Annotated in this window: 15 protein-coding genes and 2 tRNA genes; 8 read left to right on the top strand and 9 right to left on the bottom strand. The window is 62.9% G+C overall.

The genetic code is table 11. The features are described 5' to 3' along the window. Positions 1-55: 55 nt before the first annotated feature. Together ACUXVH_RS19255 and ACUXVH_RS19250 are read left to right on the top strand one after the other, a co-directional pair. Positions 56-916: a LysR family transcriptional regulator gene (locus ACUXVH_RS19255; RefSeq protein WP_065363478.1), complete on the top strand. Its 861-nt coding sequence runs from the start codon at positions 56-58 to the stop codon at positions 914-916. Positions 917-1,101: 185 nt separating this feature from the next. Next, positions 1,102-2,673, top strand: a complete 1,572-nt coding sequence (locus tag ACUXVH_RS19250; protein WP_011060354.1) for a sensor domain-containing diguanylate cyclase — start codon at positions 1,102-1,104, stop codon at positions 2,671-2,673. Positions 2,674-2,676: 3 nt separating this feature from the next. Here the strand turns inward: ACUXVH_RS19250 and ACUXVH_RS19245 are convergent, their stop codons facing one another. Both ACUXVH_RS19245 and ACUXVH_RS19240 read right to left on the bottom strand, forming a co-directional pair. Then, positions 2,677-3,198 (bottom strand): GNAT family N-acetyltransferase, encoded by a 522-nt coding sequence (locus tag ACUXVH_RS19245; protein ID WP_011060355.1) that lies wholly within the window; start codon positions 3,196-3,198, stop codon positions 2,677-2,679. A gap of 36 nt (positions 3,199-3,234) precedes the next feature. Continuing rightward, on the bottom strand, positions 3,235-3,810 hold the full coding sequence (locus tag ACUXVH_RS19240) for a GNAT family N-acetyltransferase (RefSeq protein WP_011060356.1): 576 nt from the start codon (positions 3,808-3,810) through the stop codon (positions 3,235-3,237). A 202-nt stretch (positions 3,811-4,012) separates the two neighbouring features. On the opposite strand from ACUXVH_RS19240, the gene ACUXVH_RS19235 reads away from it, so the two are divergent. Together ACUXVH_RS19235 and ACUXVH_RS19230 are read left to right on the top strand one after the other, a co-directional pair. Further along, positions 4,013-4,837 (top strand): arylamine N-acetyltransferase family protein, encoded by an 825-nt coding sequence (locus ACUXVH_RS19235; RefSeq protein WP_065363479.1) that lies wholly within the window; start codon positions 4,013-4,015, stop codon positions 4,835-4,837. Positions 4,838-5,305: 468 nt separating this feature from the next. Then, positions 5,306-6,847 (top strand): nucleobase:cation symporter-2 family protein, encoded by a 1,542-nt coding sequence (locus ACUXVH_RS19230; RefSeq protein WP_011060358.1) that lies wholly within the window; start codon positions 5,306-5,308, stop codon positions 6,845-6,847. A gap of 63 nt (positions 6,848-6,910) precedes the next feature. On the opposite strand, the gene ACUXVH_RS19225 is transcribed toward ACUXVH_RS19230, so the two are convergent. The 3 genes from ACUXVH_RS19225 to ACUXVH_RS19215 all read right to left on the bottom strand — a co-directional run bounded on the left by ACUXVH_RS19225 (position 6,911) and on the right by ACUXVH_RS19215 (position 9,349). Beyond that, positions 6,911-7,498: an SH3 domain-containing protein gene (locus ACUXVH_RS19225; protein ID WP_041752088.1), complete on the bottom strand. Its 588-nt coding sequence runs from the start codon at positions 7,496-7,498 to the stop codon at positions 6,911-6,913. A gap of 93 nt (positions 7,499-7,591) precedes the next feature. Beyond that, complete coding sequence (locus ACUXVH_RS19220) at positions 7,592-8,749, bottom strand: MFS transporter (RefSeq protein WP_065364696.1); 1,158 nt, start codon at positions 8,747-8,749, stop codon at positions 7,592-7,594. 524 nt (positions 8,750-9,273) lie between these two features. After that, positions 9,274-9,349 (bottom strand) — tRNA-Asn (locus tag ACUXVH_RS19215). A gap of 270 nt (positions 9,350-9,619) precedes the next feature. On the opposite strand from ACUXVH_RS19215, the gene ACUXVH_RS19210 reads away from it, so the two are divergent. After that, positions 9,620-9,853, top strand: coding sequence for a hypothetical protein (locus ACUXVH_RS19210; RefSeq protein ID WP_011060361.1), 234 nt, complete (start codon positions 9,620-9,622; stop codon positions 9,851-9,853). A 6-nt stretch (positions 9,854-9,859) separates the two neighbouring features. Here the strand turns inward: ACUXVH_RS19210 and ACUXVH_RS19205 are convergent, their stop codons facing one another. Together ACUXVH_RS19205 and ACUXVH_RS19200 are read right to left on the bottom strand one after the other, a co-directional pair. Next, the gene (locus tag ACUXVH_RS19205) at positions 9,860-10,057 is read right to left on the bottom strand and encodes a hypothetical protein (protein WP_011060362.1); all 198 of its coding nucleotides are present in this window, start codon (positions 10,055-10,057) and stop codon (positions 9,860-9,862) included. Between the two features lie 131 nt (positions 10,058-10,188). Further along, entirely contained in the window at positions 10,189-11,385 is a 1,197-nt protein-coding gene (locus tag ACUXVH_RS19200; protein WP_015634888.1) for an amino acid aminotransferase, read from the bottom strand. 337 nt (positions 11,386-11,722) lie between these two features. Here ACUXVH_RS19200 and uvrB point away from each other — a divergent pair, with 337 nt between their 5' ends. Further along, positions 11,723-13,738, top strand: coding sequence for an excinuclease ABC subunit UvrB (gene uvrB / locus ACUXVH_RS19195; RefSeq protein WP_011060364.1), 2,016 nt, complete (start codon positions 11,723-11,725; stop codon positions 13,736-13,738). A 112-nt stretch (positions 13,739-13,850) separates the two neighbouring features. Here the strand turns inward: uvrB and ACUXVH_RS19190 are convergent, their stop codons facing one another. Together ACUXVH_RS19190 and ACUXVH_RS19185 are read right to left on the bottom strand one after the other, a co-directional pair. Then, positions 13,851-15,341, bottom strand: a complete 1,491-nt coding sequence (locus ACUXVH_RS19190) for an MDR family MFS transporter (protein WP_169893377.1) — start codon at positions 15,339-15,341, stop codon at positions 13,851-13,853. A gap of 49 nt (positions 15,342-15,390) precedes the next feature. Next, positions 15,391-16,437 (bottom strand): HlyD family secretion protein, encoded by a 1,047-nt coding sequence (locus ACUXVH_RS19185; protein WP_041752090.1) that lies wholly within the window; start codon positions 16,435-16,437, stop codon positions 15,391-15,393. A 232-nt stretch (positions 16,438-16,669) separates the two neighbouring features. On the opposite strand from ACUXVH_RS19185, the gene gltX reads away from it, so the two are divergent. Both gltX and ACUXVH_RS19175 read left to right on the top strand, forming a co-directional pair. Further along, the gene (gltX, locus tag ACUXVH_RS19180; RefSeq protein ID WP_011060367.1) at positions 16,670-18,151 is read left to right on the top strand and encodes a glutamate--tRNA ligase; all 1,482 of its coding nucleotides are present in this window, start codon (positions 16,670-16,672) and stop codon (positions 18,149-18,151) included. 279 nt (positions 18,152-18,430) lie between these two features. Continuing rightward, positions 18,431-18,506: transfer RNA gene (locus ACUXVH_RS19175), tRNA-Ala, on the top strand. The last annotated feature ends 1 nt before the right edge of the window (position 18,507 follow it).

The raw sequence follows: 18,507 nt of genomic DNA, 5'->3' as shown, positions 1-18,507 counted from the left end.
GCTTGTTTTTAAATATAAATTGTCGATTCAAGCCTTATTGATTTCATTCTGAAATATGTTCGATGCCCTGCTATTGCGCACCTTTGTTGCTGTTGTCGATGAACAAGGGTTCAGCCGTGCGGCCCTCAAGCTGCACCTGACCCAGTCCGCGGTCAGCGGCCACCTGCGGCGCCTGGAACAGCAGGTCGGCAAGCCGCTGCTCCAGCGCACCACCCGCTCGCAGCAGATGACCGCCGATGGCGAGCGGTTGATGGCCTATGCCCGGGCGATCCTGGCGTTGAACCGCGACGCCTGGACCGAACTGACCCGGGTGCCGTTCCACGGGCGCGTGGGGGTGGGCCTGTCCGAGGATTTTGCCGACCCCCGGCTGCTGCGTGCGCTGCAGGATTTTGCCGGGCGCTACCCAGGTATCCGGCTCGATGTGCAGGTTGGCATTCCCGGTACGCTGCTGGATCTGCTGGCCCAGGGCAATTTGCAATTGGTGGTGGGCTCGCTGTGCGAAACTGCCGAGCCTGGCCGCCTGCTCTGGTCCGAACCGCTGGTCTGGGCCGGGCTGGTGCAACCTGCCGGGCTCTTGCCCGACCCCTTGCCCCTGGCGCTGTTTCCCGAGCCTTGCCCCTATCGGGCCGCGGCCCTGGGCCGGCTGGCCCAGGCCGGCATTGCCCAGCGCACGGTTATGCTTTGCAGCAGCAATTGGGCCCTGCGCGCCGCCGTGCTGTCCGGGTTCGCCATAGCACCCATGGCGGCCAGCCAGTTGGGGGCAGGGCTGTGTGCCCTGGGGGAGGAATACGGTTTGCCACCGTTGCCGGATGCGCAGTACCGTCTGTTCACCGCGCCCGAAGCGGACCAGACTGTGCTGGCGGCGCTGTCCGAGGTGTTTGTCGAATATTGCTCGAGCCGTCGATCGGCGCTTTAAGCATTGCTCGTGGTGGCCGATAACCCCAGGGTGGAGCCGGATCGTTCAAGGTTGCTGCCTGATCTCCCGGCCCGGGTCAGCGGCCAGAAAACCTATACTGTGCAGGGCGCTGGCCGTTCAGCCAGTCTCGAAAACAACCAGGGACCCGCCCTGTAGCCCAGGCCACTCCCGTCAGGACGACCCTTTTGCCTGTTCCCATCTACGATCCTCATCATCCCCCTGGTGGAACCCTGAAGCGCTTGCCGCTGCTCAAGGCCGCGGTGGCCTTCATCGCAACCGTGTTTCTGTGCCTGTGCGGGCTGTTGTACCTGCAACTGGAACAGTCCTGGCGTCACGACCTGATGCAGGCGGAAGTCAATTCCACCAACCTGACCCGGGCCATCGCCCAGCAGGCCGAAGACACGTTCATGGAAGCCGACCTGGTGCTGATGAGCCTGTCCGAATGGATCCAGGCCCTGGGCGATGGCCCTGAACAGCAGCCCCGCTTGCAGGGCATATTCGCCCGGCGGGTGCAGGCCCTGACCCAGCTCAGCGGGGTATTTCTCTATGACCGGGACGGTCAGTGGGTGGTCAGTTCCTTTGGTGATTCGCCCCATGGCAACGATGTGGCAGACCGCGACTACTTTCGTTTCCATCAGCAGAATGCTTCGTTGCTGGCTCACATCAGCCCGGCCATCCGCAGCCGGGCCAATGGCGAATGGATCATTCCCATCTCGCGGCGGCTCAACGATAGCCAGGGGAATTTCCAGGGGGTGCTGATGGCGGGCATCAAGCTGGCGTATTTCGATCAGTTCTTCACCAGTTTCAACATCGACGAGCAGGGCGCCATGTTCCTTGCCCTGTCCGACGGTACGCTGATTGCGCGGCGGCCGTTCGAAGAGCGGCAGATCGGTGCTTCCCTGGCCCGCGGCGAGATCTTCAGCAAGTACTTGCCCGAGGCCACCACCGGCAACGCCATGATCACCTCGATTGTTGATGGGGTGACGCGCCTGTACGGCTATCGGCAGTTGCAGGCCTATCCCCTGGTGGTGGCCGCGGCCAACTCCAAGGACTCGGTGCTCAAGGGCTGGTATGCCTCGGCCTACCAGTCCACGGCCATCGTCGCCCTGGTGCTGCTGGGGGTCGGCCTGTTCGGCTGGGTCTTCGTGCAGCAGGTGCGCAACAACGAGCGGATCGAGGCAGATCTGCGCGAGGCCCAGGAGGCCCTGGAGGTGATCGCCACCCATGACAGCCTCACCGGCCTGGCCAACCGCCGCTTGTTCGAGCGCGCCCTGACCGTGGAGTTTGGTCGTGGTGCGCGGCAACGCAGCCCGTTGAGCCTGGTCATGGTCGATATCGACTATTTCAAGCGCTACAACGATACCTACGGGCATGTGGCGGGCGATCACTGCCTGACCGAGGTGGCCCAGGCGCTCAAGGGCTGCTGCCAGCGCAAGGCTGACCTGGCTGTGCGCTATGGTGGCGAAGAGTTTGCAGTGTTGCTGCCCGACACCGACATTCATGGCGCGCTGGCCATGGCCGAGCAGATTCGCCGCAGTGTCATGCAGCGCAACATCGCCCATTCCGGCTCACCGGTGGGCTGCGTGACGGTCAGCCTGGGCTGCTACGCCTTCGTGCCGACGGGCCGCGACAGCATCGAGATGTTTATCGAAAGGGCCGATGCGGCCCTGTATCAAGCCAAGGCCACGGGCCGCAATCGGGCCATGGCGCTGGCGGCGGACCATGTGGGGGAGCCGTTGCAGCGCTCCGATCGCTGACGGCTACCAGCGCTTGCAGAACACCTGGTTGGCGTAGGCATTGCCGCCAAACTCGTAGGCGGTGCTACCGGCGCAGACGTAGCCCTGGGCCTGATAGAAGGCCTGCGCCCTGTGGTTCTGTGCCCAGACGGCGAGCCACAGGCAGGGCCTGTCGCTGGCTTGCAGCCGTTCTTCCACCTGTTGCAGCAGCGCCTGGCCAACGCCTTGCCGATGGGCATGGCGCTGCACGTACAGGCGCACCAACTCCATCCCATCGGCCAGGCCGGCAAGCGGCGGCCGGGTGTTGCCGGCGATTTCCGCGAAGCCCAGCAGGTGCCCGTTACGCTCGGCCAGCAACAGGCTTCTGTGGGGATCCTCAAGGCGCTGGCGGAACTGTTCCGGGGCGTAGACGCTCAGGGCTTCCTCGGCCAGGTCGCTGCGCATGCCATCGGTGGCATAGGTGTCGAGAAAGACCTGGGTGGCCAGGCCACTGATGCACAGCGCGTCCTCGCGCTGGGCTGGGCGTAGGGTGAAATCGACGGGCATGGCTACATCCTTGTGGGGGCTTGTAAGGGTGAGGCCTCAGGCTTGGCTGAGGCGTTGTTGCAGACGCTGGCGCACGGCGGGCCACTCGTCGTCGATGATGCTGAAGCGCACGGAATTGCGCTTGCGTCCGTCGGGCATGATGCGCTCGTGCCGCACTATGCCTTCCTGTCGGGCGCCGAGGCGCAGGATCGCCGCGCGGGATGTGTGATTGATCTCGTCGGTCGTGAACTGCACCCGCACGCAGTTCATGTCGTCAAAGGCATGGCACAGCATCAGGTACTTGGCCTCGCTGTTGACGAAGCTGCGCTGCCAGCGGCTGGCGATCCAGGTGCTGCCGATCTCCAACTTGCGGTTGTGCCGGTCGATCTTCCAGAAACGCGTGCAGCCGATGACTTCGCCCGTGCTCCTGAGCACGGTAGCGAACGGCAGTACGCTACCGGCATCACGGCCCTCGAGCGCCACGTCAAGGTAGCGTTCGACGGTGTCGGGGGAGGGCACTACGGTGAAAGGCAGGTTCCACAGCTCACCGTCCCGGGCGGCGTTGACCAGGGCGTCGGCATCACTGCGTTGCAACGGGCGCAGGATGATTCGCGGGCCTTCCAGTGAGTGCATGGCGCAGAGTTCTCCAGCGGGAGCGACGGGGCGCTTATTACAGAGTCGCCCTCGACGCTTGGCAAGAGCCAATCCGGGGCCAATGCGATAAAAAATATCAGCCGAATTGATTGTCCGGGCCTGCCGCTTCTGGCTTATACATAACGCCGACCTGCCGGGGCCTGTCGCGACCCTGGGCGACCCTCATTTCAAGGATTTGTGCATGAGCCAGCCGCACCTGATGAACTTCGACCTGTACCTGCAGCAACTGGGCTACCCACAGGCGCCAGCGCCGACCCTGGAAAACCTGCGGGAGCTGCAATGGCGCCATGTCTGTCGTTTTGCCTTCGAAAGCCTTTCGACTCTGTTGCGGGTTCCGGTACCCATCGACCTGGCCTCGGTGGAGCGCAAGATTCTCCACGAGGGGCGCGGCGGCTACTGCTATGAACTCAACCAGGCCTTCCTGGTGCTGTTGCAGCACCTGGGTTTCGATGCCCGGGGCATCACCGGGCGGGTGGTGATGGGGGCGCCGGAAGATGCGCTGACCGCTCGCAGCCACCGTCTGGCGCTGGTGCACCTGGAGGGCCAGCGCTACATCGTCGATGTCGGCTTTGGCGGCATGGTGCCCACCGCGCCCTTGCTGCTGGATACCGAGCAAGAACAGGCAACGCCCCACGAGCCGTATCGCATCACCCTGCGCGAAGGCAGCTACACCTTGCGCGCCAAGGTCATGGATGAATGGCGGGCGATGTACGTTTTTGACCTGCAACTGCAGGGCGATGTGGATTACGAGATGGGTAACTGGTACGTCTCGACCCACCCGGACTCTCCTTTCCTCGGCCAATTGAAGGTGGCGCTGATGGGGCCGGGAATACGCCGCACCTTGAACAATGGCAGCTACGCCCTGCATCGGATGGGGCAGCCCAGCGAGCGGCGGCAGATCACCGATGCAGGGGAACTGATGAGCCTGTTGCAGGACGAGTTTGCCCTGCGCCTGCCGGCCCACCCCGAACTGCCGCGGGTTCTCGAGCAGTTGCTAGAGGCCTGATTTCACGACTTCCCCAACAGCGAGGCGGTGTCCGCGGTTCCGGTCGGTTGTCGACACGGCCGTCCAGGTGCAGTTGCCGCGTTTGCCGTCGCCGGCCCGGCCAACGGTAGGGCCGTGTTGCACTCAATGTGTACAAGATCCGGGTTCCGGCCAACGGATCGCACCCTACGAGCAGCAGATAAGCCGATCCGGCAACGGGATCGGCTTTTTTATCCTGTTTTTTCAACCAGTAGAGCAGCCCTCAAACCTTCGGTTGAAGAGCGGCGGATCGGCCCTGGGTTGGTTTCAACGAGGGCTCTGGGCCGCCTTTACAGGCTGGCACGGAGTCAATATCCGAGTGCCTTGCGCGCAATGGCCCGGGTTGATGGGTGGGGAAATTCAGAATGGAAAACTGTATACAATACTATGGACAGTTGTCTTGGATGTTGCATACAGTGTGCCCATAACAAAAACAGGGAACCCCACACCATGAATACCCCCCAGGTTTCACAACAGCGGCCCGAAGACGAAAATTTGGGTGTTGGCGCCAACATGGCTTATGGCCTGCAACACGTGCTGACCATGTATGGCGGCATCGTTGCCGTGCCACTGATCGTCGGCCAGGCGGCTGGCCTGTCGCCTTCGGAGATCGGCTTGCTGATCGCCGCTTCGCTGTTCGCAGGAGGGCTGGCAACCTTGTTGCAGACCCTTGGCGTGCCGTTTTTCGGCTGCAAGCTGCCGTTGGTGCAAGGGGTGTCCTTCGCGGGCGTGTCGACCATGGTGGCGATTGTTACCAGCGGCGGCGAGGGCGGCTTCCAGTCGATTCTCGGTGCGGTGATCGTCGCCTCGCTGATCGGCCTGCTGATCACACCGGTGTTCTCGCGGATCACCAAATTCTTTCCACCGCTGGTCACTGGCATCGTCATCACCACCATCGGCCTGACGCTGATGCCGGTGGCGGCGCGCTGGGCCATGGGTGGCAACAGCCGGGCCCCGGACTTCGGCAGCATGTCGAACATCGGCCTGGCGGCGGTGACCCTGGTGCTGGTGCTGCTGTTGAGCAAGATCGGCAGCGCGGCGATTTCCCGTCTGTCGATTCTCCTGGCCATGATCATCGGTACGGTGATCGCGCTGTTCCTGGGCATGGCGGACTTCTCCGGGGTCACCCAAGGGCCGATGTTCGGCCTGCCCACGCCATTCCACTTCGGCATGCCGACCTTTCATGTCGCGGCGATCCTGTCGATGTGCATCGTGGTCATGGTGACGCTGGTGGAAACCTCGGCGGACATCCTCGCCGTGGGTGAAATCATCCACACCAAGGTCGACTCCAAGCGCCTGGGCAACGGCCTGCGCGCCGACATGCTGTCGAGCATGATTGCGCCGATCTTCGGTTCCTTCACTCAGAGCGCCTTCGCCCAGAACGTCGGGCTGGTGGCGGTCACCGGCATCAAGAGCCGCTTCGTGGTGGCCACCGGCGGGCTGTTCCTGGTGATCCTCGGCCTGCTGCCGTTCATGGGGCGGGTGATTGCCGCGGTGCCGACTTCGGTGCTGGGCGGCGCCGGTATCGTGCTGTTCGGCACCGTGGCGGCCAGTGGCATCCGGACCCTGTCCCGGGTCGACTACCGCAACAACATGAACCTGATCATCGTTGCCACCTCCATCGGCTTCGGCATGATCCCGATTGCCGCGCCGAGCTTCTATGATCATTTCCCCAGCTGGTTCGCAACCATCTTCCACTCGGGCATCAGCTCCTCGGCGATCATGGCGATCCTCTTGAACCTGGCGTTCAACCACTTCACCGCGGGCAACTCCGACCAGCAGTCGGTGTTCGTCGCCGGCACCGAGCGCAGCCTGCGCTTCCAGGACGTTGCCGTACTGCGTGAGGGTGACTACTTCAGCGGCGGCAAGCTGCACGATGCCGAGGGCAATGAAGTGCCTCTGGTAGGAGAGGAGCCGGGCCACTCACCGAACCAGGCCGGCGATGGTTCGCAGCCGAGCCATGCGCGCGGCAGTGTCGAGGCCACTCACTGAAGTCGAGTACCGCGGCCATGAAAAAAACCGGCGCCCTCAGGGCGCCGTTTTTTTTGCAGTCGGTTATTCCAGGTTGTCCAGCGGCTTCAGGGCCTGTAGGGCGTCGGGGTTGTCCTGGTACTGCTGGCGCAAGCTGGCGAGCTGCTGATCATGGCCTGTGCAGACCTCATTCACGGCTTTCTCCAGGAAGACCCGGCGTTCCTCGTCGTAGGCCTCCTCGCCGGCAAAGTGCTCGCAGGCTTCGTGGCGCTGGATGAATGCAGCCACCTCATCGGGAAGCTCGGCGCCGCTTGCGCCATAGTGCTTGCCCAGCAACAGGCGTTTTTCCTCGACCCAGCCGGTGTAGTCCTCGCCGTCCTTGGCGATGTACATGACCTGGGCCCAGCCGTCTCCACTGGAGGCGTACACCGTCAGGCCATCACCGGGAATCACGTAGAGCTTCTTGTTCAGGCAGGTGGCATTCGGCCCGCTGTGAAAGTGCAGCCGCCCCTGGCCTATCACCTTGGCTTCGAGGGGCGGGCGATATTCGCCGGCTTCCAGGGAGACGTTGTCGCTGAGGGTGGCGCAGTCCACCGGGGCTTCGGCCAGGGCTGGCAGGGGCAACAGGGAAAGCAGGCCGTACAGGGGCAGGAGGCGCAGGAGTCGGTCCATCGCGAAGGGATCCATGAGGTGGGAGTGCGGATCGCGCGATGGTAATGACAAAGATGCGGCCTGTGAATGATCACGGGCCGCATCCGCGGTATTTCAGTTGGCAGCCTTGCTGAGTTGCCCCTGGCGTACCAGGGACAGGGCGAAGACCACCACCACTGCGGCGGCCGCCGCCAGGGTCAGGGGCAGCCCATAGCTGCCGCCGCTCATGGCCGCGCCGCTGAGCAAGGGGCCCAGCAGGCTGCCGATGCCCCAGAGCAGCCCGGCGCTGGCGTTGGCAGTCACCAGGTCGGCGCCGCTGAAGGACTGGCCGATCAGCACGATAGCCAGGGTATAGATGCCGCCGGCCACGGCGCCGAGGATGACCAGGCTCGGCCAGAGCAGGGTGGTCGTTTGCATCAGCAGTGGCAGGGCAAGGCCGATTAGCAGGGCAATGATGCCGCAGCTCAGGTAGATCCCGGGGCGCCCGAGCTTGTCCGAAAGCCAGCCGAGGGGGAACTGGAACGCGGTGTCGCCCAACAGAATGATGGTCACCATCAAGGCCGCGAGCTTGATGCTGTAGCCATGGGTGGCGGCGTACACCGGAAACAGCGACAGCACCACGCTGTCGAAAAACGCGAAGAACAGGATGCCCACGCACAGCGCCGGCGCGATGCGGATAAAGCCCAGTACCGAAAAGGTGCGACTTTCGGCATGCAGCGGCTGCTGGTCTTCCAGGGGCAGGATCAGCCAGACCACGGCGATCGCCACCGCATAACCGACGCTGACGATGCCCAGCACGGCGGGCCCCTCGGTGCCCAATAGCGAAACCAGGCCCGGGCCCAGGAGCTGGAAGAAGGTGAAGCAGGTGGTGTAGACCGCTACCAGGCGTCCGCGGGTGGCGTCTTCGGCCATTTCATTGACCCAGGTTTCCCCGAGAATGATGATCAGCCCCGCCCCCAGGCCCATGGCGACCCGCGCCAGGCCCAGGCTGTAGAGGCTGGCCCCGGGCAGTTCCAGGGCGGCCACGCTCAAGGCGCACAGGCTGAAACACAGCAGGTAGATCTGGCGCCGGGTCAGGCGTTGGCTCAGGGCATTGACCAGGAAGGCCGAGAGCATCATGCCTGCGGCGGGCAGCGCCGACATGATGCCGATCTGGTTGTTCGAGGCGCCGGCCTGATACAGGCGCAGGGCAAGGATCGGCACCGTGGAGCCGATGCTCAGGCCGACAATGGAGATGCCCAGGATCAGGGCGGCTAACAAGGCTTTGTTCATGATCAAGACCTGCGCCTGAAGCATCAGGCGCCAAAAAAGACAGTTATTGCGGGCGCTGCAGGACATCGCAGGCCGACGTGCGGGCGATTGCCGGGCAGATGCCCTGGTGGAAGCAGAGGGGCTAGCGGGGTGGCGCCGGGTTCAATCGCGATCAGCGTGGGCCCGGGTGCGGGGAGAAGGTGAAGGCAAACAATACGCTACGGCGTCGACGGTTGATCGCACAGTCAAGTTGGGCAACAGCCAGGGTTGCCGAAGGGCTCATCGAGGGGGAAGGGCACGGTGACTGTGCGGGCAGGAACATCGCGGGGTCTGACTGCTTGGATAAAGAGGCGCACAGCCTACGTCAGGCCTTTGCGGCAATGCAACCGGGTTGGCGAAGGAGGATTCCAGGCGTGCATGAAGCGTCTATCCGCATGTCGGGATGACAGGCGGATCAATCATTTGCAAGGGGGATACTGCTTGAGCTGATTTGCCGCAGGAGCAGGGCGCTCTCATGAGGATCAAGGCAAATCAGTGTAGGAAGATGGCTCCACGACCTGGACTCGAACCAGGGACCCAGTGATTAACAGTCACTTGCTCTACCAACTGAGCTATCGCGGAATGCGCCGTATCTTACTGATTCAGAAAGGGAAGTCAACAAGTCGAGAAATATTTTTTCAGCGCGACGAGGATCTGAATGAAAGGCTGGCAGGACTTTGCGGGATTTATCGGTCTGCACGTCTCTGGCGCATCCGATAGGGGCTACCATGGCGCCCCGGAAGTGGTTTCACGCGCTGCCGGCCTTCAGCCGCATAGGTACGCCTTTATGATCCGCTTCGATTTATCCCAGCATCCTTCTGTCTGTTTCGCGCTGCGCTGCGAGGTGCTGTCATGAGCATCGAGCAGATCAGCCTGCCCAAAGGGGTCGGCCCCCAGGCCGGCAAGTTGCTGGACGCCATTACCCAGGCCGGATCGGCGATGGATTTGAACCGTGCCGGCGGCAAGGCCGAAGGTTTTGTCCTGGGGCTGGAGAGTGCCAAGGCCATCAAGAGCCAGGTGGCCGAGGCGCTGTACGTGGCGTTCGACGATGCCGCCAGCCAGCGCCTGGCTCAATTGCAGGGGTAGGGCGGTTCAGCCGCCGAAGGTCAGGGTGCCGAGCATCAGCTTGGCCATCAGCGAGGTTGCGGCCAGTTGCACCAGCCACAGGGCCAGTCCGCCAAGGAATACGCCCAGGGCAATTTGCAGCACCAGGCTCTTTTCGCGTTTCTGCGAGCGGGGCAGGTAATGCTCCAGTTCGTCGCGGTCGGCCCGCAGGTCATCGTTTTTCATCGGGATCTCGCTCAGCAAGGGGGGCATAGGCTCACAGTCTAGAGGCTGTGGGGGCGGGCAGGGCAATGACGTATCGCCAACGAAAAAGGGGAAGCCTGCCGGCTTCCCCTTTTCGTTGGCGCTGTCGTGAATCAGATCACTTGCAGGATGGCCTGGGTCACGACATGGATGTTGTTCTGGTTCAGCGCGGCGACGCAGATGCGGCCGGTGTCCAGGGCGTAGATGCCGAATTCGTTGCGCAGGCGGGTCACTTGCTCAACGGTCAGGCCAGAGTAGGAGAACATGCCGCGCTGGCGACCGACGAAGCTGAAGTCGTGCTCAGGGGCGCCTTTGGCCAGCAAGTCGACCATCTGGGTGCGCATGCCGCGAATCCGCAGGCGCATTTGCGCCAGTTCCTGCTCCCACTGGGCGCGCAGTTCCGGGCTGTTCAGCACGGCGGCGACGATGGTTGCACCGTGGGTCGGCGGGTTGGAGTAGTTGGTGCGGATCACGCGCTTGACCTGGGACAGCACGCGGGCGCTTTCTTCCTTGGAGCCGCTGACGATGGACAGGGCGCCAACGCGCTCGCCGTACAGCGAGAACGACTTGGAGAACGAGCTGGAAACGAAGAAGGTCAGGCCCGACTCGGCGAACAGGCGCACCGCCGCGGCGTCTTCGTCGATGCCGTCGCCAAAGCCCTGGTAGGCCATGTCGAGGAAGGGCACGAGGTTTTTCGCCTTGACCACCTCCAGGACGTCTTTCCAGTCCTGTGGGCTCAGGTCGACACCGGTCGGGTTGTGGCAGCAGGCGTGCAGCACCACGATCGACTGGGCCGGCAGGGCGTTCAGGTCTTCCAGCAGGCCAGCACGGTTCACGTCGTGGGTGGCCGCGTCGTAGTAGCGGTAGTTCTGCACCGGGAAGCCGGCGGTCTCAAACAGGGCGCGGTGGTTTTCCCAGCTCGGGTCGCTGATGGCGACCACGGCGTTGGGCAGCAACTGCTTGAGGAAGTCGGCACCGATCTTCAGGGCGCCAGTGCCGCCAACGGCCTGGGTGGTGACCACGCGGCCAGCGGCCAGCAGTGGCGAGTCGTTGCCGAACAGCAGCTTCTGTACCGCCTGGTCGTAGGCGGCAATGCCGTCGATCGGCAGGTAGCCACGGGAAGCATGTTGGGCGGCGCGAATCGTCTCGGCTTCGACAACGGCGCGCAGGAGCGGAATGCGTCCCTCCTCGTTGCAGTACACGCCCACCCCAAGGTTGACCTTATCGGTGCGGGTATCGGTGTTGAATGCTTCGTTGAGGCCCAGGATAGGATCGCGTGGTGCCATTTCGACAGCGGAGAACAGGCTCATTTTTACGGCGGCTCTGAATGGAGTGTGGAGGGACGTGTCGCGCTCCAGCCGAATGCACTAGAGCGGTGCACAAACGGGGAGCTAGTATAGAGGCCATCATCGCGTGGGGCGACAGGCTATTGACCTTTTGCGCCAAGTTTTTCGCTTTATTTTTCGACCGTTAGTCTTATTGCAATAACCAGGGTGTCAGCGGGTGTAGGACCTTTGCCTTGAAAGCTGTGGTAATCGGCTCCACATCAAGGATATTCCGGTTTTTTTCCTCGGCGACATGGGTCGTACGCGGTCTTTCCTGTTCCTGTACGGTATTGCCGCGCACGAATGATCCCAGAGGTACGTTATGTCTGAATTCCAGCTAGTCACCCGCTTCCAGCCCGCCGGCGACCAGCCGGAAGCCATCCGCCTGATGGTCGAAGGCATCGAGGCCGGGCTGGCCCACCAGACCCTGCTCGGTGTGACCGGTTCGGGCAAGACCTTCAGCATCGCCAACGTGATCGCCCAGGTGCAGCGCCCGACCCTGGTGCTGGCGCCGAACAAGACCCTGGCGGCGCAGCTGTATGGTGAGTTCAAGGCCTTCTTCCCGAACAACGCGGTGGAGTACTTCGTTTCCTACTACGACTACTACCAGCCCGAAGCCTATGTGCCGTCCTCCGACACCTTTATCGAGAAGGACGCCTCGATCAACGACCATATCGAGCAGATGCGCCTGTCCGCGACCAAGGCGCTGCTGGAGCGCAAGGACGCCATCATCGTCACCACGGTGTCGTGCATCTATGGCCTGGGCAGCCCGGAAACCTACCTGAAGATGGTCCTGCACGTGGACCGCGGGGACAAACTCGATCAGCGCGCCCTGCTGCGCCGCCTGGCGGACTTGCAGTACACCCGCAACGACATGGATTTCGCCCGCGCCACCTTCCGCGTGCGTGGCGATGTGATCGACATCTATCCGGCGGAGTCGGACCTGGAAGCGATCCGCATCGAGCTGTTCGATGACGAAGTGGAAAGCATCAGCGCCTTCGACCCCTTGACCGGTGAAGTGATCCGCAAACTGCCGCGCTTCACCTTCTACCCCAAGAGCCACTACGTGACCCCGCGGGAAACCCTGCTGGACGCCATCGAAGGGATCAAGGTGGAGTTGCAGGAGCGCCTGGAATACCTGCGCTCCAACAACAAGCTGGTGGAAGCCCAGCGCCTGGAGCAGCGCACCCGTTTCGACCTGGAGATGATCCTCGAACTGGGCTACTGCAACGGCATCGAGAACTACTCGCGCTACCTCTCGGGGCGTCCGGCTGGCGCGGCGCCACCTACCTTGTACGACTACCTGCCGGCGGATGCCTTGTTGGTGATCGACGAATCCCACGTCAGCGTGCCCCAGGTCGGCGCCATGTATAAGGGCGACCGCTCGCGCAAGGAAACCCTGGTTGAGTACGGCTTCCGCCTGCCATCGGCTCTGGATAACCGGCCAATGCGTTTTGACGAGTGGGAAGGGGTGAGCCCGCAGACCATCTTCGTTTCCGCCACTCCGGGCAACTATGAGGCCGAGCACGCCGGCCGCGTGGTGGAGCAGGTGGTGCGCCCCACCGGGCTGGTGGACCCGCAAGTGGAAGTGCGCCCGGCCCTGACCCAGGTGGACGACCTGCTGTCGGAAATCACCAAGCGTGTGGCCGTGGAAGAGCGGGTACTGGTGACCACCCTGACCAAGCGCATGGCCGAGGACCTTACCGATTACCTGGCCGACCATGGCGTGCGTGTGCGCTACCTGCACTCGGACATCGACACCGTGGAGCGGGTGGAGATCATCCGCGACCTGCGCCTGGGCACTTTCGATGTGCTGGTGGGGATCAACCTGCTGCGTGAGGGCCTGGACATGCCGGAAGTGTCCCTGGTGGCGATTCTCGATGCCGACAAGGAAGGCTTCCTGCGTTCCGAGCGTTCGCTGATCCAGACCATCGGCCGGGCCGCGCGTAACCTCAATGGCCGGGCGATTCTCTATGCCGACCGCATCACCGGCTCCATGGAGCGGGCGATTGGCGAGACCGAACGCCGTCGCGACAAGCAGATCGCCTTCAACCTGGCCAATGGCATCACCCCCAAGGGTGTGGTCAAGGACGTTGCCGACATCATGGAAGGCGCCACCGTGCCCGGTTCGCGCAGCAAGAAGCGCAAGGGCATGGCCAAGGCCGCGGAGGAAAACGCCCGCTACGAAAACGAACTGCGCTCGCCCAGCGAGATCACCAAGCGCATTCGCCAGCTCGAAGAGAAGATGTACCAACTGGCCCGCGACCTGGAGTTCGAAGCCGCGGCGCAGATGCGCGACGAAATCACCAAGCTGCGCGAGCGCTTGCTCACCGTCTAACGGCGCTCGATCCCTCGTAGGAACCGGCTTGCCGGCGAAGAGGCCCTCAAATCCTGTGCAAGGGTTGGGAGTCTATTCGCTGGCAAGCCAGCTCTTACAGGCAATTCGTGGGTCAGTGGGCTTCGCCGGCCTTGAGGCCCTTGGGCAGGGCCTTGGTCAGCAGGATCGCCAGCATGCTGATGCCCAGGGCAATGCCGACGAAATGGAAGGCGTCGTTGTAGGCCATGATCTGTGCCTGCTGGTGGGTGATTTCGCTGAGCTTGCCCAGGGCTGCGGTCTCGCTGCCGAACTTCTCGGTGAGGGTTGCCAGGCGTTCCGCCACCTGGGGATTGCTGGGCACAACGGCTTCGCGCAGGTAGTCGAAATAGGTCTTGGTCCGGGCATCCAGCAAGGTCGCCAGCAGGGCAATGCCGATGGCGCCACCGAGGTTGCGCAGGATGTTGAACAGGCTGGAGGCCGATCCCGCGTCCTGGGGCTGTATATAAGCCGTGGCGATCAGCGAGATGGTGACCATGATCAGCGGCTGGCCCAGGGCGCGAATGATCTGGATCTGGTTGAACTGCGGCCCGGCAAAGTCCGGGTTGAGCACCCCCGACGAAAAACTCGCCAGGCCGAACAGGCCAAAGCCCAGGGTGCACAGCCATTTCGGTGAAATGAACTGCATCAGCTTGGGCACCAGGGGAATCAGGAACAACTGCGGCACCCCCATCCACATGATCACTTCGCCGATCTGCAGCGCGTTGTAGTTCTGGATCTGCGCCAGGTACAGCGGCAGCAGGTAGATCGAACCGTACAGGCCAACGCCCATGCCCAGGCTGGAGATACTCGACAGGCCGAAGTTGCGATTGCGCAGGATGCCCAGGTTGATCAGCGGGTTGGGCCTGGAGACCTGGACGATGACGAAGGTGACCAGGCTGATCAGGGCGATGCTGCCCAGGGTGACGATCAGGCTCGACTCCAGCCAGTCCTTGCGGTGGCCTTCCTCAAGAAATACCTGCAGGCAACCCAGGCCCAGGCCGAGGGTGAGAATGCCGGCGTAGTCGGTGCTTTTCAGCAGTTCCCAGTGAGCTTCCTTCTTTTCCAGGCCATACAGCAGGCCCGCGATCATCAGCAGGCCCGGCGGCACGTTGATATAGAAGATGTACTCCCAACCCCAGTTTTCCGTGAGCCAGCCGCCCAGGGTCGGGCCGATGGAGGGGGCGAAAGTGGCGGTCATGGCGAACATGGCCATGCCCTTGGCCCGGTGATGCTCGGGGAGCTTGATCAGGGTCAGGGTGAACGCCAGGGGGATCAGGGCGCCACCGGTAAAGCCCTGCAAGGCGCGGAACACGATCATGCTTTCCAGGCTCCAGGCCATGGAGCAGAGCAGGGAGGCAATAAGAAAGCCCACCGAGACCCAGACCGCCAGGCGCCGGGCCGAGAGCAGCTGCACCAGCCAGGCGGTGAGGGGGATCATGATGATCTCCGCCACCAGGTAGGAAGTGGAGATCCACGAGCCTTCCTCCAAGGTAGCGGACAGCGCGCCCTGGATGTCCTTGAGCGAGGAGTTGGTGATCTGGATGTCGAGCACCGCCATGAAGGCGCCGAGCATGGCACTCATCACCGCGATCCAGTCGCGCCGGGTGGGTTCGCCCACCGGACGCAGCAGTTGATCACCGGCCATCGACGGGGTCTTTGACGTTGACCTTCACGGTTACCGACATGCCGGGGCGGATCTTGCCCCGCAGGGGATTGTCGGCAGCGAAGGTCAGTTTGACCGGAATGCGCTGTACCACCTTGGTGAAGTTGCCGGTGGCATTGTCCGGCGGCAGCAGGCTGAATTGCGCGCCGGAGGCGGCGAACAGGCTGTCGACCCGGGCCTGGATCGGTGTATCGCCGTAGGCGTCGAAGGTCAGCTCGGCCTTTTGCCCTGGCTGCATGTGGCCAATCTGGGTTTCCTTGAAGTTGGCCTGGATCCAGATGTCCTGGTCCGGAACGATCGACAGCAGATAGGCGCCGGCCTGCACCACCTGGCCATTGCGTGCGGCGCGCTGGCCGATGAGGCCGCTGATGGGGGCGTGGATCTCGCTACGGGTCAGGTTCAGTCGTGCTTGCGCCAGGTCGGCCCGGGCGTTGGCGATCTGTGCATCGAGGCGCTTGATCTCGGCGTTCAGGGCATTGACTTGCTGGCGCTGGCCCTGCAGGTCGGCTTCGGCCTTGGCTACCTGGGAGCGGGCGATATGGTTGTCGGCGGAAAGGGTAGTGACTCGCTCCTCGGAGACGTAACCGGGCTTGCGCAGGGTCTGGGCCCGAGACAGGTCGATCTGCGAGCGACCCAGGCTGGCCTGGCTCGACGCCACCTGGGCCTGGCCCGCGGCAATCAGGCTGGCTTGCTGGGTCAGCTTGCTCTGGGCCTGCAGGCGTTCGGCCTCGCGGGTATCCAGGGCGGCCTGGGCGCGGTCCACCGCCAGTTGGAAGTCCTGCCCTTCCAGGCGTACCAGCAACTGGCCCTGTTCCACATGCTGGTTGTCCTGCACCAGCACTTCTTCGATTCGCGCGCTCAGTTGGCTGGAGACCCGGGTGATCTCGCCCTGCACGTAGGCGTTGTCCGTGGTCTCGTAAAAGCGCCCGTGGAACCACCAGTGGGCAAGAAAACCCAGGGCAATCAACAGGACCAGGGACAGAAAGACAAACAGGCGACGCTTGAGTTGGGCTGGCATGGGCTGGCTGTATTCAATAAAAGTGTAAGGAGATCTATCAGCGGGCGAATCTGGCATATAGCCACTGGGCGGTAAATGCCATGGGCTGATTATTGGCCCTTCAACAGGCTGGCAGCGGCCTGGAGTCGCAACCTTGGCTTAAATGCCCTCCTCACTGGAGCGGGGCTGCCGTCGCCTGTTACCATTCGCCCCCTGTTTTATTCCTCGTTTTTCTTTCCTTTCGAGACATGCCATGACCACCGTCCGCACGCGCATCGCGCCATCGCCTACCGGGGATCCCCACGTAGGTACCGCCTACATCGCTTTGTTCAACTATTGCTTTGCCAAGCAGCATGGCGGTGAGTTCATCCTGCGTATCGAAGACACCGATCAGTTGCGTTCGACCCGGGAGTCCGAGCAGCAGATTTTCGACGCCTTGCGCTGGTTGGGCATCAACTGGAGCGAAGGCCCGGACGTTGGCGGCCCTCACGGCCCGTATCGCCAGAGCGAGCGTGGCGACATCTACCAGAAGTACGCTCAGCAACTGGTGGACCTGGGCCACGCCTTCCCGTGCTTCTGCACCGCCGAAGAGCTGGACCAGATGCGTGCCGAACAGATGGCCCGTGGCGAAACCCCGCGCTATGACGGCCGGGCCCTGCTGCTGTCCAAGGAAGAAGTGGCCCGGCGCCTGGCGGCCGGCGAGCCTCACGTGATCCGCATGAAAGTGCCTACCGAAGGCGTCTGCGTGGTGCCGGACATGCTGCGCGGCGATGTCGAGATCCCGTGGGATCGCATGGACATGCAAGTGCTGATGAAGACCGATGGCCTGCCGACCTACTTCCTGGCCAACGTGGTCGACGACCACCTGATGGGCATCACCCACGTGCTGCGCGGCGAAGAATGGCTGCCGTCGGCGCCCAAGCTGATCCTGCTCTACGAGTACTTCGGCTGGGAGCAGCCGCAGCTGTGCTACATGCCGCTGCTGCGCAACCCGGACAAGAGCAAGCTGTCCAAGCGCAAGAACCCGACCTCGGTAACCTTCTACGAGCGCATGGGCTTCATGCCGGAAGCCATGCTCAACTACCTGGGCCGCATGGGCTGGTCGATGCCGGACGAGCGCGAGAAGTTCTCGCTGCAGGAAATGGTCGACAATTTCGACCTGTCGCGGGTGTCCCTGGGGGGGCCGATCTTCGATATCGAGAAGCTGTCCTGGCTCAACGGCCAGTGGCTGCGTGACCTGCCGGTGCAGGAGTTCGCCAGCCGGGTGCAGACCTGGGCGCTGAACCCCGATTACATGATGAAGATCGCACCGCACGTACAGGGCCGGGTCGAGACCTTCAGCCAGATCGCACCGCTGGCCGGCTTCTTCTTCGCCGGTGGCGTGAACCCGGATGCCAAGCTGTTCGAGTCCAAGAAGCTGTCCGGCGATCAGGTGCGTCAGCTGATGCAATTGATCCTGTGGAAGCTCGAAAGCCTGCGTCAGTGGGAGAAAGACAGCATCACCGCGACCATCCAGGCGGTGGTTGAGTCTCTGGAGCTGAAACTGCGCGATGCCATGCCGCTGATGTTTGCCGCCATTACTGGCCAGGCCAGTTCGGTGTCGGTGCTCGATGCCATGGAGATCCTCGGTCCGGACCTGACCCGTTTCCGTCTGCGCCAGGCCATCGATCTGCTGGGTGGTGTGTCGAAGAAAGAAAACAAGGAATGGGAAAAACTCCTCGGCGCCATCGCCTGAGGCGTTTTTGCCGAAGGGCAGCCGACAGGGGCGGGGAGCTTTTCGACTACGCTTGAAACTCAAGCGCCAGGCGGGTTGATGGCGGCTTCTGGTGGTTCTTTGAGGCTTGCGGCGAGTGTTTTGTGCGACTCGCCGCAGGCGCAGAGGGCCGCAAAACCCCGGGTTTTCCGGGCGGGGCGGTAAGTGATTGTTATCCCGGCAAATTTTTTTTCAAAAAACGGAAAAAAAATTGACAGCCTTCCGATCGCCCCTTAAGATTCGCCCCGTCCTCAGCGATGAGGGGCTATAGCTCAGCTGGGAGAGCGCTTGCATGGCATGCAAGAGGTCGACGGTTCGATCCCGTCTAGCTCCACCAA

The organism is Pseudomonas sp. 8(2025), from assembly GCF_052665325.1.
This window is presented reverse-complemented; position numbering and strand designations above follow the sequence as displayed.